Source organism: Halomonas sp. LMYGS-3, from assembly GCF_059509875.1.
The window spans coordinates 12,998-29,887 of the sequence record NZ_JCAKFQ010000036.1 but is presented as its reverse complement, the minus strand read 5'-3'; the positions used below and the strand labels follow the sequence as shown (position 1 = coordinate 29,887).

Here is a 16,890-nt window from a genome sequence, read left to right as displayed (position 1 = left end):
GCGTCCTTGTGGGTCTCGAAGACGCCCACCGGCTTGCCGGACTGCACCAGCAGGGTCTGGGTGTCCTCCAGGCGCTTGAGGGTCTCGACGATGGTGTCGAAGCACTGCCAGTCGCGGGCGGCGCGACCGATGCCACCATAGACCACCAGGTCCTCGGGGCGCTCGGCGACGTCCGGGTGGAGGTTGTTCATCAGCATGCGCAGCGGCGCCTCGGTCAGCCAGCTCTTGCAGCTGCGCTCGGGCCCGGTGGGGGCGGCGATCCGGCGGGACGGGTCGTGACGCGGGTCACGGTCGATGGGCTGATACTGGGTCATGAAGGCGTCCTCGTGGTTGTGGTGGTGAAGCTGGTGCAGCCAAGATAGCCACACAATCTGTATATACAGATATCGACCATTCCACGAGGCATCGTCAAGAGGGGAAAGGTTCTGAATTGCTCGATTAAACTCTATATCATTGTTTTAATTGGAAGTAAAAATTATTCTAGCCAGAAGGACTAGACTAAGGTCTATTTGCCGCAGGACTGAAAATGGCTAAATCTTGTCCATGCTGTATATACATATTGACCTCTAGACAACAACACGACGGTGGAAGCCCTCATGGAAAAACTGGCGGAATATCCCAAGAACAGAAAAAGCAGCTGGTGGAATCTGATGAAGCTGGTGATTCCCAGCGGCATCGGCATTCTCTTCTTCTTCGTGCCCATCGAGATCGGCGGACGCTCCACCATCCTCCTGGACCACCTCGTGCGCTACTGCATCGGCCTGCTGGGCGACCTGGCCCCCTGGTATGCCCTGGGTGTGATCGCCGCCGGAGCCCTCTACCCCTTCATCACCGGCAGTTGGCGGCGCAACACCACCCATCTGGTGTTTACCCTGCTCAAGGTAGCCGGGGTGGTCTTCATGGTAATGGCCATGAGCGGTGCCGGCCCCACCCTATTGCACGAGCCCGACAAGCTGCCCTTCCTGCTCGACAAGCTGGTGGTGCCGGTCAGCCTGATCGTGCCCATCGGAGCCATCTTCCTCGCCCTGCTCACCACCTACGGGCTGCTGGAACTGGTCGGTGTGATCTGCCAACCGCTGATGCGCCCGCTATGGAAGACGCCGGGGCGCTCCGCCATCGATGCGGTGGCCTCCTTCGTGGGCAGTTACTCCATTGGCTTATTGATCACCAACCAGGTCTATACCAGCGGCATGTACTCCAACCGTGAGGCGGCCATCATCGCCACCGGCTTCTCCACTGCCTCGGTGACCTTCATGATCGTGGTGGCGAACACCCTGAACATCATGCATGCCTGGCTGCACTACTTCTGGCTGACCCTGCTGATCACCTTCCTGATCACCGCCATTACCGCGCGCATTCCGCCGATCAGCCGCATGAGCGCTGACGCCGCCAACCCCGAACCGATGGTGCCCCGGGGAGAGCGCCTCAACAGCGCCCTGTGGGCCGGACTGGAAGCCGCCGAGCGGGCGCCGAGCCTGCAACGCAATGTGCTCGACAATGGCCGCGAAGGGTTGTTGATGGCCATGAGCATCCTGCCCTCGATCATGTCGGTAGGGCTGATCGGCCTGCTGGTGGCCACCTATACTCCGGTGTTCGACTGGCTCGGCTATGCCCTCTACCCCTTCGTGCTGCCCTGGGGGGTCGATGACGGTCTGATGCTGGCTCAGGCCACCGCTTCTGGCCTCGCCGAGCTGTTCCTGCCGGCGCTGCAGATGACCGAGGCCTCCTTTGTGGCCCGCTTCGCCACCGCCATCGTGTCGATCTCCTCGATCCTGTTCTTCTCGGCGTCGATTCCCTGCATTCTCTCCACCAACATTCCCATTTCCATTCCGCAGCTGCTGGCGATCTGGTTCATTCGCACCGCCATCGGGCTATTCCTGGCGATTCCCGCAGGCTATCTGGTGCTCTTCCTGGCCGGTTAGAACAAGGGGCACACAACGCCACAGGCCATCCCTCGGGATGGCCTGTGGCGTTGTCAGGGCGCGACAACCCGTTATAGCGAGTCCGTATGAACTCGAGCGTTGAGCTTGTAACGGGAGCCCGGATGCAACAGCTGGGTATAGCTGATTAACAGCTCTCCCGACCAGCTGCGCCGAATGACCTTGAGACAGGCCTCCCGCTCCGAAATATCCAGCAGCGCTGCCTCCTGGGGGCTTGGGTGCACCGCTTCCACCGAATGTTCCACACCGGTGACCGGGTAACGAGCCACCAGGATGGCGTTGGGGGTCTGGCGCTCGAAGTCCTGCTCCAGATAGTCGGGTGCCAGTTTGGGGTTCACATGACGCCGCTCAAGCTGGATCTTGACACCGTTCTCCCGATGCACGATCTCGGAGTAGAACACCCGGGACCCCGTCTGGACTCCCAGAAAGATGGCAACATCATCCAGCGCCGGCACCTCTTCGAGGCAGATGACCTCGCTGCTATGTACGCCGCCCCGCGCCCGGATCTCGTCGGCGATGTTCTTGATCTCGAACAGCGATGACTCAGCCTTGTGCTCGACCACATAAGTACCGGACCCTGTGCGCCGCATCAGCATCCCTTGGTGTACCAGGTCACGTATCGCCTTGTTGGCGGTCATACGACTGACACCGAACTCCTTGGCCAGGTTGTTCTCGGCAGGGATTCTGTCACCAGGCGCGAACGCTCCCTGCTCAATCTGCTCGATCAAGTAGTCTTTGATCCTCGTATAGGATGGCTTCATATCCAACATTCCGACCTTCTGGGTTCCCTTTAGACCATCGCCTCACTATACCAGCCAGCGTCGGCAGACAGACGCCAGCATCCTCATCCTACCCCCGCCGCTTGGTGCGGGCGGTGGCCTCGGCGGTGAGCGGATCCTGGGGCCAGGGGTGCTTGGGGTAGCGGCCGCGCATCTCGCGGCGCACTTCCGGGTAGCCGTTGGCCCAGAAACTCGCCAGGTCGGCGGTCACCTGCAGGGGGCGCCGGGCCGGCGAGAGCAGGTGCAGCAGCACCGCCTCGCGGCCGTCGGCGAGGCGCGGCGACGCCTGCCAGCCGAAGCACTCCTGCAGCTTCACCGCCAGCACCGGCGGCTGGCCCTCGAGGCAGGGGGCATAGTCGAGGCGCACCGACGCGCCACTGGGCACCGTCAGCCGCTCCGGGGCCAGCTCGTCGAGCCGGACGCGCAGCGACCAGTCGAGGCGGTCGAGCAGCAGCCGCGCCAGCGGCAGCCGTGCCACGGCGTCGAGCCGGGTGATGCTGTCCAGATGCGGCCCCAGCCAGGTCTCCAGATCCGCCAGCAGCGCCGCGTGCGACCAGTCGGGCCAGTCGTCGCCCAGCACCCGGCACAGCAGCGCCACCCGGCCACGCAGCTGCTCCGCCGCCTCATCGAAAGGTAGCCGCTCGCGGCGGCGCAGGGCCTCGAGCAGGGCGGCCTTCACCGCCTCGGGCGGCAGCGTCTCGAAGGGCCGACGCGCCAGCACCACGCCGCCCAGGCCACGCACCTGCTCGCCGAGCAGCCGGCCCTGGTCGTCCGACCACTCGAGGCTCGTGCGCCATTCGGCGGTCTCGGGATAGAGCGCCTCCAATCGTGACCGTTCGAGTGCCACGCCACGGAAGATCCGCGCCCCGCTGGCCTGACCGTCGAGCTCCACGGCCACCAGCAGTTCGACATGGGCCAGGGGGTGATCCTCGGGCAGGGTCGCCAGGCCGCCGCTCGCCAGCCGGAAGCGCCCCGGCTCGAGGCCTTGGGCGATACGCTCCGGATAGGCCAGCGCCAGCAGGTCCCCCAGCGGCGCGAGGTTGGCCCCCTCCGGGCGGCAGCCGGCGATGGCCGCCAAGCGCCGGGCATCGCGCTGCCACTGGCGGTGGTCGTGCGGCGATGCCAGACGCACCTTCAGGGCTCGCTCCAGGTCGCGCTCGGCATCGAACTCGCGCCCCTCCAGCAGTGCCACCAGGGCACAGGCCAAGGGTACGGCATCGAGCTCGGCGGCCCGCTCGAGCATCGCCGCCAGGCGCGGATGGGTCGGCCAGCGGGTGGCGGCGCGGCCCAGCGCGGTCAGGCGGTGCCCGGCATCCAGCAGGCCCAGCCGGACCAGCAGGTCGCGCCCGGCGGCCAGCGCCGCGGCGGGCGGCGGGGTCACCCAGGCCAGGCTCGATGGTTCGGTGATGCCCCAGCGCGCCAGCTCGAAGGCCAGCGGGGCGAGGTCCGCCTGGCGGATCTCCGGCTCGCCGTGGGGCACGAGCGGCTGCTCCTCGGCCCACAGCCGCAGGCACAGGCCAGGCCCCTGGCGGCCGGCCCGGCCGCGGCGCTGGTCGGCGCTGGCACGATTGACGCGACGGGTCGCCAGGCGGGTCAGGCCGGTGCGCGGCTGGAAGACCGGCACCCGCTCCTGACCGGCGTCGACGACGATACGCACGCCGTCCACGGTGACGCTCGACTCGGCGATGGCGGTGGCCAGCAGCACCCGCCGGCGCCCTTCGGGATCGGGGCGCAGGGCCCGGCGCTGAGCCTCCAGAGGTAACCGTCCATGCAGTTCCAGTACGGCGAGCTCGGTCGCTCGTGAGGTCAGCTCCCGGGCCAGGCGGCGGATCTCGGCCACCCCAGGCAGAATCACCAGGCCGTCGCCCTCCTCGCGTGCGAGCGCCTCCATCACCGCCGCGGCCTGCTGGCGGACGATGTCGTCACGGCTGTTGAGCGGCCAATGGCGGGTTGCGACGGGAAAGCTGCGACCCGGACAGTCGATCACCGGGGTCTCCTCGCCCAGCACCCCGAGCAGGGCCTCGACGTCCAGGGTCGCCGACATCACCAGCAGGCGCAGATCGTCACGCAGCCCCGTCTGGGCGTCGAGGGCCAGTGCCAGGCCCAGGTCCGCCTCCAGGCTCCGCTCGTGGAACTCGTCGAAGAGGATACCGGCCACGCCCTCGAGCATGGGGTCGTTCTGGAGCATCCGGGTCAACACCCCCTGGGTGACCACCTCCAGGCGCGTCGCCGGCCCCACGCGGCTCTCGCCGCGCATCCGGTAGCCGACGGTCTCGCCGACCTGTTCGCCCAGGGTTTCCGCCATGAAGCCCGCGGCCAGCCGCGCCGCCACCCGCCGCGGCTCCAGCAGCAGCAGCCTGCCGCCGCGGCGCTCGCCCAGACACCAGGGCTCGTCGAGCAGCGCCAACGGAACCCGGGTGGTCTTGCCGGCGCCGGGCTCGGCCACCAGCAGCGCGCGGGGATGGGCCGCCAGTGCCTCACGGATGGCGTCGAGCCTGGCCTCGATGGGCAGGGGCATGGTGGGCTCAGGAGGCGGCGAGGTCATCGCGGGAGCGTACCCCGCAGCCCTTGAGGATCACCCGGGTCAGGAAGGCGGTGATCTGCTCGACGTCGGCGTCGGAGAGCTCCTCCTTGCCGGTGATGCCGAGCACCTGAGTTTCGAAGTCGGCGTAGTGCTGGGTCGCCGACCAGATCAGGAAAATCAGCCACACCGGGTCGACCGGATCCATCAGGCCGCGCTCGGCCCACTGCTCGAAGATCCGCGCCCGGGCCTGCACCCACTCGCGCAGCTCGCCGCTCAGGTACTCCTGCAGGAAGGGGGCGCCGCCGAGGATCTCGGCGGCGAACAGGCGGGACCCCTCGGGGTGACGGCGCGACAGCTGCATCTTGCTGCGGATGAAGGCTTCCAGAACTGTCGCCGGATCATCCTCCACCGAGATATCGTCGAGCAGCGCATTCCAGCGCTCCATCATCCGCTCCAGCAGGCGCACGTAGAGGCCCCGCTTGTTGCCCATGTAATAGAGCACGTTGGACTTGGGCAACCCGGCCTGTTCGGCGATGGCCTGCAGGCTGGCGCCGCGATAGCCGTGCTGGGCAAAGACCCGCTCGGCCGCCGCCAGGATCTCTCGCTCGTTACGCTTGCGCGTCATGCCGTTGGTTTCGCCCTTCTCCCTCACGCCCCTCACGGATGGCGTCCTCCACTGCGTCATCGACAACCTCACTGCCCCAAGGCGATTCGGGGCGACGCCCCGAATCGGTCAAGTGTTCGGGATAGTGCACCACCCATGTGCGGGGTGCAAACGGGCTTGCAAAGCGAGCGATTCTGAACCATGCTGGAAACATCCTGACCAAATGGTCAACACCTGAACGGCATCTGTCACCCACATCAACAAGAGACAATCAACAAGAGACAAGGCGATGATCGATTTCCTGCTCAACGGGCAGCCCCGCCGCTGCGAGGTTCCGTCCGACACCAGCGTCCTCGAGCTGCTGCGCGAGACGCTCGGCCAGACCGGCACCAAGGAGGGCTGCGCCTCCGGTGACTGCGGCGCCTGCACCGTGGCCATCGGGGAAACCGGGCCCGACGGCCAGGTTCGCTACCACAGCGCCAACGCCTGCATCACGCCGGCCCATCAGCTCCACGGCCGTCAGTTGGTCACCGTGGAGGGGCTGGCCGACGGCGAGCGACTCCACCCGGCCCAGGCCGCCATGGTCGAGTGTCACGGCAGCCAGTGCGGCTTCTGCACCCCGGGCATCGTCATGTCGCTGTTCACGCTGCACGAAGAGCAGCATCGCGCCCCGGCGCCGTTGACGCCCCAGCGCCTCGAGGCGGCGCTGGGCGGCAACCTGTGCCGCTGTACCGGCTATCGGCCGATCCGCGACGCCGCCCTGACCATGGGCGAGCACCCCGAGCAGCGCCCGATGTGGCTCGATGCCGCGGCCCCGCAGCCGGCCACGCCGAAGGACGAGGCTGACTTCGCCCAGCCCACCACCCTGGCGGAGCTGGTCGACTTGCGCCGCCGCCATCCCGACGCACGGCTGGTGGCCGGCGCCACCGACCTCTGGCTCGAGGTCACCCAGCGCCTCGAGCGCTTCGAGCGGCTGATCGACGTGACACGGGTCGCCGAACTCAACACCATCGAGGAGGCCACCCTCGACGACGGCCGGCCCGGCTGGTGGATCGGCGCCGCCGTCACTTATTCGCGCCTCGAGCCGCTGCTCGAGGAGCACTTCGAGCCCTTCGCCCACCTGCTGCACCGCCTGGGCTCGGCCCAGGTGCGCAACCGCGGCACCCTGGGCGGCAACATCGCCAACGCCTCGCCCATCGGCGACACCCCGCCGGTGCTGCTGGCTCTCGCGTCGCGGCTGTGGCTGGTCGGCCCCGCGGGCGAGCGCAAGCTGCCGCTCGAGGACTTCTTCCTCGACTACAAGAAGACCGCCCTGGGCGAGGGCGAAGCGATCCGCGCGATCTTCCTGCCGCGCCCCGAACCGGGACGACACCTCAAGGTCTGGAAGCTGTCCAAACGCAGAGAGGACGACATCTCCGCAGTACTCGGCGCCTTCAGCTGGAGACTCGAGGATGGCGTGCTGCGCGACGTGTGTCTGGCCTTCGGCGGCATGGCCGCGATTCCCAAGCGCGCCGAGGCCGCGGAGGCGGCGCTGGAGGGCCAGCCGCCCTCCGCCGCCGCCTTCCAGGCCGCCCGCCTGGCGCTCGTGGAAGACTTCCAGCCCATGAGCGACGTTCGCGGCAGCGCCCACTACCGCCGGCTCTCCGCCGCCAACCTGCTCGAACGCCTGCGCCTGGTACTGCTTCGTGACAACCCGGCGCAGCAGCCGTCCAACGCCGACCGGGAGGTGATGCTCCATGCGTACGCTCACTGATATTTCCTCCACCTCCGCCGGGGCCCGTGAGCCGCTGGAAGGCCGCCTCGAGGAGGAGGTCCGGGTACCGGAAGCCGACTCCCGCGGGACACAGGCGCCCGCCACCCGCGGCGCCGCCGGTAGCGCCAGCGCCCACGAGAGCGCGGTCAAGCATGTCACCGGGCGCGCCGCCTATATCGACGACCTCAAGGCCCCGGCCGACTGCCTGCACGTGGCGCTCGGCCTCTCGCCGGTGGCCCACGGTCGCCTGACCCGCCTCGACCTGGAGCAGGTGCGCGCCATGCCCGGCGTGGTCGACGTCATCGCCATCGCCGACGTGCCCGGCCATACCGATATCGGCCCGGTCTTCCCCGGCGACCCGATCTTCGTCGAGGACGAGATCAGCTACGTCGGCCAGGTACTGTTCGCGGTGGCCGCCGAGAGTCACCGCGCCGCCCGGGAGGCGGTGCGCGCCGCGGTGGTGGAGATCGACGAGCGGCCGGCGAGCCTCGACCCGGTGGCCGCCGCCGAGCGCGGCGAGGTCGTGCGGCCCACCCACGTGCAGGAAAGCGGCGACTGGGAGGGGGCCCTCGCCGAGGCGGCTCATGTGGTCGAGAGCGAGCAGTTCGTCGGCGGCCAGGAGCACTTCTACCTCGAGGGCCAGGCCTGCCTGGTGACCCCCACCGAGGACGAGGGCGTGGTGGTCTACACCTCCAACCAGCACCCCAGCGAGACCCAGAAGCTGGTCGCCGAGGTGCTCGGCATCCCCTTCCACGCCGTCACCGTGGAGATGCGCCGCATGGGCGGCGGTTTCGGCGGCAAGGAGACCCAGGCCTCGCCCTGGGCCTGCATCGCCGCCCTGATCGCCCGGCGTACCGGGCGCACCGCCCGCGTTCGCCTGCCGCGGGCCGACGACATGCGCGTCACCGGCAAGCGCCATCCCTTCCACAACCGCTACCGGCTGGGCGTCGACGAGCGCGGCGTACTGCTCGGCGGCGAGATCACCGTGATCGGCGACTGCGGCTACTCGCCGGACCTCTCCGAGGCCATCGTCGACCGCGCCATGTTCCACTCGGACAACGCCTACTCCCTGGGCGACGCCCGGGTCACCGGCCACCGTGCCCGTACCCATACCGCCTCCAACACCGCCTTCCGCGGCTTCGGCGGCCCCCAGGGCATGATGGTGATCGAGGCGGCCATGGACGACATCGCCCGGCGCATCGGCGAGGACCCGCTCACCGTGCGCAAGCGCAATCTCTACCGCGAAGGGCGCAACGTCACCCACTACGGCCAGACCGTGGACCAGGTCGCCCTGCTCCACGACCTGGTCGAGCAGCTGGAGGCCAGCAGCGACTACTGGGCCCGCCGTCGGGCGATTACCGAGTTCAATGCCGAGAGCCCGGTCATTCGCAAGGGGCTGGCGTTGACCCCGGTGAAGTTCGGCATCTCCTTCACCGCCAAGCACCTCAACCAGGCCGGCGCCCTGCTGCACGTCTATACCGACGGCAGCGTGATGATCAACCACGGCGGCACCGAGATGGGCCAGGGGCTGCACACCAAGATCTGCCAGGTGGTGGCCCGGGAACTGGCACTCGACCTCGACACGGTACGCATCACCGCCACCCGCACCGACAAGGTGCCCAACACCTCGCCCACCGCCGCCTCCAGCGGCGCCGACCTCAACGGCCATGCCGCCCGCGACGCCTGCGTGAAGCTCAAGGAGCGGCTGTTCGACTTCGCCAGTGAGCACTTCTTCGCCGAGCTCGGCGGGCTCGACCGCGAGGGCATGCGCCTGGAGGCCGGCCACCTGGTGGCAGGCGTTGGCGAGAGCGAGCGGCGCATCCCCTGGGGCGAGCTGGTACAGGCGGCGTATCTCGCCCGCATCTCGCTCTCCGAGAAGGGCTTCTACGCCACCCCGCTGATCCACTACGACAGACAGACCGGCAAGGGGCGGCCCTTCTACTACTACGCCCACGGCGCCGCCGTGGCCGAGGTCAGCGTCGACACCCTCACCGGCGAGTACCAGGTCGACCGGGTCGACATCCTGCACGACGTCGGCGACTCGCTGAACCCGGCCATCGACCTCGGCCAGGTCGAGGGCGGCTTCATCCAGGGCATGGGCTGGCTGACCAGCGAGGAGCTGAAGTGGAACGAGGCGGGTCGGCTGATCTCCGATGGCCCGGCCACCTACAAGATCCCCACCTATGGCGACCTGCCGCCGGTGTTCAACGTCAAGCTGCTCGAGGGCCACCCCAACTCCATGGCCAGCATCTACCGCTCCAAGGCGGTGGGCGAGCCGCCCTTCATGCTCGGCATGGCGGTATGGTCGGCGCTGCGCGACGCCCTGGCGAGCCTCGCCGACTACGGCGATGCGCCGCGGCTCGACGCCCCGGCCACCCCGGAGCGGGTACTGCTCGCCGCCGAGGCGGTGCGCTCGCGGCACGATCCCTGGCCGCTGGAGAAGGAGAAGGCGTGATGGCTTCGCGTCCCGAACCGCGGCAGCGCCCCGAGAGCTGGCATGCGGCCCTGCACCGGCTGCAGCGCGACGGCCTGCCCCATGCCCTGGCGACCCAGGTCACCAGCGCCGGCTCAACGCCTCGGGAGCCCGGGGCACGGATGGTGATCACCGCCGACGAGGTGTTCGACACCCTCGGCGGCGGCACCTTCGAGTGGCAGACCATCGAGGCGGCACGCCGGCGCCTGGCGAGCCCCGATGGACAGGCCGCGCCCGGCATGACCCTCGAGGCCTTCGCGCTGGGCGGGCGCAGCGGCCAGTGCTGTGGCGGCTTCGTCAACGTGCTGATCGAGGTCTTCCCCGGCAGCACCACGACGCTGGCCATCTTCGGCGCCGGCCACGTCGGCCGAGAGCTCGTGCACCTGGCCGCCCCGCTGCCCTGGCGCGTGCTGTGGCACGACAGCCGCGACGACACCTTCCCCGACTGGGCCGCCGACCAGCCGCGACTCGAGTGCCGCCACGCCCCGGATCCCGGGGCCGCCGTGGCAGACCTGCCGGCCGGCGTCCACGCCCTGGTGCTGACCCACGACCACGCCGAGGATCGCGCCCTGGTCGACGCCCTGCTCGCGCGCGGCGACACCGCGTCGTTGGGCCTGATCGGCTCGAAGAGCAAGTGGGCCAGCTTCCGCTCGCGCCTGACGGATGCCGGTCATGGGGATGAAGCCCTGGCGACGGTGCGCTGCCCGATCGGCCACTCGGGAGGCGACAAGACTCCCTATGCCATCGCCATCGCCGCCATCGCCGAGCTGCTGCCGCTGGTCGAGACGCCCGAACGCGGCGACCAGCGTGGCCTAGACCCCGCCGAGCTGCGCCCACTCTTTTCCTAAGTTTCCTGTGGGGTCAGACCCCAAAGTTTGCTAAGTTTCCTGTGGGGTCAGACCCCAAAGTTTGCTGAGCCAGGGGCGCCGGATCAGCCCGATGACCCAAGGAATGATGAGTCCGAGACCATGACCAAGACCGACTCGCGTGTGCTGCGCGCCGAACTGCTGAGCTTCGATGCCGACCCCGGCGAGGACGATACCCCGGCCAAGGGCAGCGTCCGCCATCTCGAGGATGGCGCGCTGTGGCTGGAGAACGGCCGCATCCGCGCCGTTGACGACTACGCCAGGCTGGCCCCCGAGCTGCCCGAGGGGGTGGAAGTCATCGACCATAGGGGAAAATTGATTACCCCCGGCTTTATCGACAGCCACGTGCACTATGTCCAGTTGGAGATCATGGCCTCCTACGGTCGCCAGCTCCTCGACTGGCTGAACGACTACACCTTCCCCGAGGAGTGTCGCTTCGCCCGGCGCGAACACGCCGAGGCGCTCTCCGAGGCCTTCCTCGACGAGCTGCTGCGGGTGGGCACCACCACCGCCCAGGTGTTCTGCTCCAGCCATCCGGTCTCGGTGGACGCCTTCTTCGGCGCCAGCCATCGGCGCGGGCTGCGCATGCTCGCCGGCAAGGTACTGATGGATCGCCACGCCCCCGAGGCGCTCACCGACGACACCGAGGGCGGCATCCGCGACAGCGAGCGGCTGATCGGCGACTGGCACGGCAAGGGCCGGCTCGGCTACAGCCTGACCCCGCGCTTCGCCCCCACCTCCACCCGCGCCCAGCTCGACGCCACCGGTGGGCTGATGCGCAACGACGAGACGCTCTGGCTGCAGACGCACCTCGCCGAGAACACCGGCGAGCTCGACTGGGTGGCCGAGCTGTTCCCCGACAGCCGCGACTACCTCGAGGTCTACGAACAGTCCGGCCTGGTCGGTCCACGCAGCACCTTCGCCCATGGCATCCACCTCGACCGGGCGATGCGTGACCGGCTCGCCGAACGCGGGGCGAATCTCGCCTTCTGTCCCAGCTCCAACATGTTTCTCGGCAGCGGCCTGTTCGACCGGCTGGCGGCCCGCGAGGCGGGGCTCGCCATCACCTATGCCAGCGACGTCGGCGGCGGCACCGACCTGTCGGGACTGGCGACGCTCAAGGCCGCCTACCAGGTGGGCCAGCTGCGTGGCCAGCCCCTCACCGCCTGGCAGGGCCTCTTCGGCCTGACGCTCGGCAACGCCCGGGCCCTGTCACTGGACGATCGCATCGGGCGCCTGGCGCCGGGCATGGAGGCCGATTTCGTGGTCCTCGACCCGGAGGCGACCCCACTGCTGGCCCGGCGCCATGCCCGCTGCCGGACGCTCGCCGAGCGCCTCTTCGCCCTGATGATGCTCGGCGACGATCGCCATGTGCTGGAAACCTGGGCCGACGGTCGTCGTCAACACCGTCGCGAAGGGTAAGGAATCGCCCCCGGCCATCCGGGGGCTTTTCGCAACGAGTCGCCGCCGTTCGCCCCGCAGCGCTCCGGCTACGTCCTCAGGCGCTTTCAGCCAACTGGCGGCGCAACGCCAGGCGGCGCTCGTTGCCGATGAAGGCCGCCTCGATGGCGGTGCCGGCCAGTTCGATGAAGACCTCCCTCGACCAGCCGAAGGCCTGGTGGCAGGCCAGGTAGTTGTCGAGCACGCCACCGCCGAAATAGGCCGGATCGTCGGAGTTGATCGTCAGCCGCAACCCGGCCTCGAGCAGTTGCGGCAGCGGGTGATCCTCGATCCGCTCGACCACCTTGAGGCGCACGTTGGAGAGCGGGCAGACGGTGAGCACGATACCCGCGTCGCGCAGCCGCGCCACCAGCGCCGGATCCTCCAGGCAACGCACGCCATGGTCGATGCGGCAGACATCGAGCCGGTCCAGGGCCTGGAGAATGTACGCCGGCGGCCCCTCCTCCCCGGCATGGGCCACCCGCGGGATCCCCAGCACTCGGGCCCGCTCGAACACCTCGACGAATTTCGCCGGTGGATTGCCGCGCTCGGCACTGTCGAGCCCCACTGCATCGAGCATCTCCCAGTAGGGCGCGGCGTTCTCCAGCACCCGCATCGCCTCCTCGGCGGGACGGTCGCGCAGGAAGGCCATGATCAAGGCGGTGGAGAGGCCCAACTGGCGTTCGGCCTCGCGGCGCGCCAGCGAGAGCCCCTCCATCACCACCGGCAGCTCGATGCCCCGGGCCAGATGCGCCTGGGGGTCGAAGTGCATCTCGACATGCACTACCCCCTCGGCACTGGCACGGCGGAAGTAGTCCATCGCCAGGTCATGGAAATCCTCGGCCGTGCGCAGCACGCTCATGCCCTGGTAATAGAGATCGAGAAAGGATTGCAGGTCGTTGAAATCATAGGCCGCACGCGCCTGCTCCACCGAGGCATAGGGCAGTCGGACGCGGTTGCGTTCGGCCAGCGCGAACATCAACTCGGGCTCGAGCGAGCCCTCGATATGCAGATGCAACTCGGCCTTGGGCAGGCGCTTCAGGAAATCACGCACGACTCACCTCGCTCACGGTCGTTTATCTTATCCTGAAATAAACCGACCGTTTGCGCAAAGCCTCCCGTCTTTCAGGGTCAACGCCCTGTCGACGCCGGGGGGCTCGACCTCGCCGCCGAGTTGGTGCACCAGATAGACCACCGTGCGGCCGACCAGCCAGCGATCCAGCCAGCGTGACAGTCGGCTGGCCGTGTCGGCATCCAGGCCGGCGAAGGGCTCGTCGAGGATCACCAGGCCCGGGTCGCGCAACGCCAGCCGGGCCAGCGCGAGGCGGCGCGCCTGCCCGCCGGAGAGTTGGCGGCCGCCCTCCCCGACCCGGGTCTCGAGGCCCCGGGGCAACGCCTCGGCCCAGTCGGCGAGGTCCACCGCCGCCAGGGCCTGCCACAGGCGCGCCGTATCCGCCACCGGATCGGCGATGCGCAGGTTGGCGGCCAGGCTGTCGTCGAACAGATCGACCCGCTGGGTCAGCACCGCCACCCGCTCGGCCCGCCGGTCGGACGATAGCCACGCGATCTCGATGCCCGCCAGGCAGACCCGTCCCGCAGTGGCCTCGAGCCGGCCGCTCAGCAGGGCAGCGACGCTGGACTTGCCGGCCCCCGAGGCGCCGCAGATCACCAGCCGCCCCCCCGGCGCCAGGGTCAGGTCGAGTCGGTCCAGCGCCGGCGCCAGGGTACCGGGATAGTGCAGCGTCACCGCTTCCAGGGACACCCCGAGCGCGCCCCGCGGCGGCGTCCCCCCACCCGGGACGACAGGGGCCCGGGCCGACTCCAGGGCATTGAGCCGTTCGGCGGCGGCCCGGGTCGCCCCCAGGCGGGTGAAGGCCATGGGCAGCGCCGCGAGGGCCTCGTTCGTCGCCAGCACCGCCAGCGCCATCATCACCATCAGCGGCCCCGAGAGCCCCCCGGCGTCATGGGCCAGGGCCGCCAGCCACAGGACCGACGCCAGGGTCGCCCCGACCATTACCCCGACCAGGGCATTGCCCAGCGCCGCCCGCCGCCCGAGCCGGCGCTGATCGGCCGCGAAGCGCGCCTCGATGATCGCGAGCCGACGGCGATGGTCCGCCAGGCTGCCATAGGCCTCGAGCTCGGCGAGGCCCTGCACCTGCTCGATCAGCCGCCCGCGCAGTCGTTCCAGATCGGCGACCTGGCGGTGGCTCATCGCCATGCCGAGACGCGCCTGGCCCAGGGTGATCCAGGTCAGGGCCAGGCCCAGCAGCACGATCACCGCCGCACCGGCCGCGGGCGACCACAGGGCCAGGAAGCCGCTCAGCCCGAGCAGCGCCAGCGCCGCGACCGCCGGGGGGGCCAGCAGCCGCAGGTAGAGGCCATCGAGGGTGTCGATGTCGGCGGTCAGCCGGTGCAGCCAGTCGCTGGCCCGGCGCCGCGATAGCGCCCGGTCGTCGAGCCCCGCCAACACGCCGAACAGCCGGCCGCGCAGGTCGGCCAGCAGCCGCAGCACGGTATCGTGGTTGTAGAGGCGCTCGAGATAGCGCGACACGGTGCGGGTCACGGCGAAGGCGCGGATGCCGCCGCCGGGCGCGTAGACCTCCAGGCTGGCGGCCAGCCCCGCCGCCAGCAGCAACCCCGTCACCCCGCTGGCGGTGATGAACCAGCCGGAGAGCGCCAGCAGGCCGACGGCCGAGAACAGCGTCAGGGCCATCAGGGCCGCCCCCGCCGCCAGCCGCCCCCGCCGCCTGTCGAGCAGGCGCAGCCAGGGGGCGAAGGTGGTGCCCAGGCCGCCGCCGCGACGGGGCTCAGTCATGCCGCACCTCCTGCGCCGGCGCCTCGGCCAGGCGCCCCTCGACCACCTCGAGCCGACGATCGGCCAGCGCCATCAGCGCCGGGTGGTGGGTGGCGATCACCAGGGTGCGCCCCGCACCGGCCAGGTCGACCAGAGCCTCGACCACCCGCGCCTCGGTGTCGGCGTCCAGGCTGGCGGTAGGCTCGTCGAGCAGCACCAGCGGCGCCGGTGACAGGAACACCCGGGCCAGGGCCAGGCGCTGGGCCTGCCCGCCCGAGAGCCCGGTCCCACGCTCGCCCAGCGGTGTCGCCAGGCCCTCGGGCAGGACCGCCACCAGCTCGCCGAGGCCCGCCCGGCCGAGTGCCGTCAGCATGGCGGGCTCATCGGCCGCGGGGGCCGCCAGGCGCAGGTTGTCGGCCAGGGTGCCCTGGATCAGCAGCGGGCGCTGGTCCATCCAGGCGAAGGAGAGGCCCTCGCCCAGCCGCCGCTCGCCCTCGCCGGGCCCGACGAAGCCGGCGAGCAGCTGCAGCAGGGTCGACTTGCCCGCCCCGGACGGCCCGGTGATCGCCAGCACCTCGCCCGGCCGCAACGCCAGGTCGAGCGGCCCCAGCACGCACCCTCGCCCCGGGTAGGCCACCGTGGCGGCGTGCAGGCCGATCAGCTCGCCCGACGACGCCGCCGACGCCCCGCCACCGCCGGCGCGCACCGGGTCCGGCGTCTCGTCGAGCAGCGCCACCAGGCCATCGGCCGCTCCCAGTGCCGCGGCCCGGTCGTGATAGTGCTGCGACAGCGTGCGCAGAGGCTGGAAGAACTCCGGCGCCAACAGCAGCACCAGCAGACCGGAGAAGAGGGTCAGCTCGGGCGAGGGGCCATAGTCGATATAACCCAGCAGGCCGAAGCCCACATAGATCGCCACCACGGCGATGGCCACGGCGGCGAAGAACTCCAGCACCGCCGACGAGAGGAAGGCCAGGCGCAGGGTGCGCATGCTCAGGCGCCGGTAGTCATCGGCCGCGGCGTGCACCTCGGCGGTAGCCTCCCGGGTGCGCCCGAACAGTTGCAGGGTGGCGATGCCCCGTACCCGATCGATGAAGTGCCCGGACAACCTGGCCACGGCGGCGAACTGATCGCGGTTGAGGCGCTCCGCCCCGATGCCGACCAGCGCCATGAACAGCGGGATCAGGGGGGCCGAGAACAGCAGGAAGAGTGCCGCCAGCCAGTCGAGCCAGACCACCATCGCCAGGATCAGCAGCGGTAGCGCCAGGGCCAGGCGCAGCTGGGGCAGGAAGCGGGCGAAGTAACCGTCCAGCGCCTCCACCTGCTCCACCAGTTGATTGGCCAGCGTCGCCGAGTGGCGCGAGGCCAGGCGCACCGGGCCCAGCCGCGCCAGGTGGTCGAGCAACGCCGCGCGCGCCCGTCGGCGGATGCGCAGGCTGGCCTCGAGCCCGGCCGTCTCCTGCCCCCACTGGGCCAGGGCTCGCAGCGGCAACACCGCCACCAGGACGAGGAAGCCCGGCCACAGCTCGCCCGGGGCACGCGCCGCCACCACCAGCTCCGACACCAGCCAGGCCAGTGCCGCCAGCTGTATCAGGGTGAGTCCACCGGCCGCCACCCCGGCCAGCGTGGCCAGACCCAGCAGGCGACGCTCGCGAGCGGCCAGTTCATCGAGCCAGCGCCGCGGGGTCAGCACAGCGCCGGCAGCTGTGGATTCCGCCAT

Annotated in this window: 11 protein-coding genes and 1 pseudogene; 5 read left to right on the top strand and 7 right to left on the bottom strand. The window is 69.8% G+C overall.

Annotation, left to right across the window (positions count from 1 at the left end; genetic code table 11):
- Positions 1-314: pseudogene (locus AC5W54_RS20620) on the bottom strand (urocanate hydratase); the annotation flags it as partial.
- A 282-nt stretch (positions 315-596) separates the two neighbouring features.
- Between AC5W54_RS20620 and AC5W54_RS20615 the strand changes: the two are divergent.
- Positions 597-1,922: a YjiH family protein gene (locus AC5W54_RS20615; RefSeq protein WP_495963973.1), complete on the top strand. Its 1,326-nt coding sequence runs from the start codon at positions 597-599 to the stop codon at positions 1,920-1,922.
- A gap of 71 nt (positions 1,923-1,993) precedes the next feature.
- On the opposite strand, the gene hutC is transcribed toward AC5W54_RS20615, so the two are convergent.
- The 3 genes from hutC to AC5W54_RS20600 all read right to left on the bottom strand — a co-directional run bounded on the left by hutC (position 1,994) and on the right by AC5W54_RS20600 (position 5,868).
- Entirely contained in the window at positions 1,994-2,701 is a 708-nt protein-coding gene (gene hutC, locus AC5W54_RS20610; RefSeq protein WP_495963972.1) for a histidine utilization transcriptional repressor HutC, read from the bottom strand.
- 88 nt (positions 2,702-2,789) lie between these two features.
- Positions 2,790-5,237, bottom strand: a complete 2,448-nt coding sequence (hrpB, locus tag AC5W54_RS20605; RefSeq protein WP_495963971.1) for an ATP-dependent helicase HrpB — start codon at positions 5,235-5,237, stop codon at positions 2,790-2,792.
- A gap of 7 nt (positions 5,238-5,244) precedes the next feature.
- Positions 5,245-5,868, bottom strand: a complete 624-nt coding sequence (locus AC5W54_RS20600; protein WP_495963974.1) for a TetR/AcrR family transcriptional regulator — start codon at positions 5,866-5,868, stop codon at positions 5,245-5,247.
- Between the two features lie 268 nt (positions 5,869-6,136).
- On the opposite strand from AC5W54_RS20600, the gene xdhA reads away from it, so the two are divergent.
- The 4 genes from xdhA (at position 6,137) to guaD (ending at position 12,361) form a co-directional block, all read left to right on the top strand.
- The gene (xdhA, locus tag AC5W54_RS20595; protein ID WP_495963970.1) at positions 6,137-7,600 is read left to right on the top strand and encodes a xanthine dehydrogenase small subunit; all 1,464 of its coding nucleotides are present in this window, start codon (positions 6,137-6,139) and stop codon (positions 7,598-7,600) included.
- The gene (xdhB, locus tag AC5W54_RS20590) at positions 7,584-10,055 is read left to right on the top strand and encodes a xanthine dehydrogenase molybdopterin binding subunit (protein ID WP_495963969.1); all 2,472 of its coding nucleotides are present in this window, start codon (positions 7,584-7,586) and stop codon (positions 10,053-10,055) included. The genes xdhA and xdhB overlap by 17 nt, the downstream gene beginning before the upstream one ends.
- Positions 10,055-10,921 (top strand): xanthine dehydrogenase accessory protein XdhC, encoded by an 867-nt coding sequence (gene xdhC, locus AC5W54_RS20585; RefSeq protein WP_495963968.1) that lies wholly within the window; start codon positions 10,055-10,057, stop codon positions 10,919-10,921. Before xdhB ends, xdhC begins: the two co-directional genes overlap by 1 nt.
- Before the next feature lie 120 nt (positions 10,922-11,041).
- Positions 11,042-12,361: a guanine deaminase gene (guaD, locus tag AC5W54_RS20580; protein WP_495963967.1), complete on the top strand. Its 1,320-nt coding sequence runs from the start codon at positions 11,042-11,044 to the stop codon at positions 12,359-12,361.
- 76 nt (positions 12,362-12,437) lie between these two features.
- Here the strand turns inward: guaD and AC5W54_RS20575 are convergent, their stop codons facing one another.
- Genes AC5W54_RS20575 through cydD form a run of 3 tightly spaced genes read right to left on the bottom strand, consistent with a single transcriptional unit; the run spans position 12,438 to position 16,890 of the window.
- A complete protein-coding gene (locus AC5W54_RS20575; protein ID WP_495963966.1) occupies positions 12,438-13,433 on the bottom strand; it encodes an adenosine deaminase in 996 nt (331 codons plus the stop codon).
- Positions 13,434-13,460: 27 nt separating this feature from the next.
- Positions 13,461-15,194: a thiol reductant ABC exporter subunit CydC gene (gene cydC / locus AC5W54_RS20570; protein ID WP_495963965.1), complete on the bottom strand. Its 1,734-nt coding sequence runs from the start codon at positions 15,192-15,194 to the stop codon at positions 13,461-13,463.
- Entirely contained in the window at positions 15,187-16,890 is a 1,704-nt protein-coding gene (gene cydD / locus AC5W54_RS20565) for a thiol reductant ABC exporter subunit CydD (RefSeq protein WP_495963964.1), read from the bottom strand. Before cydD ends, cydC begins: the two co-directional genes overlap by 8 nt.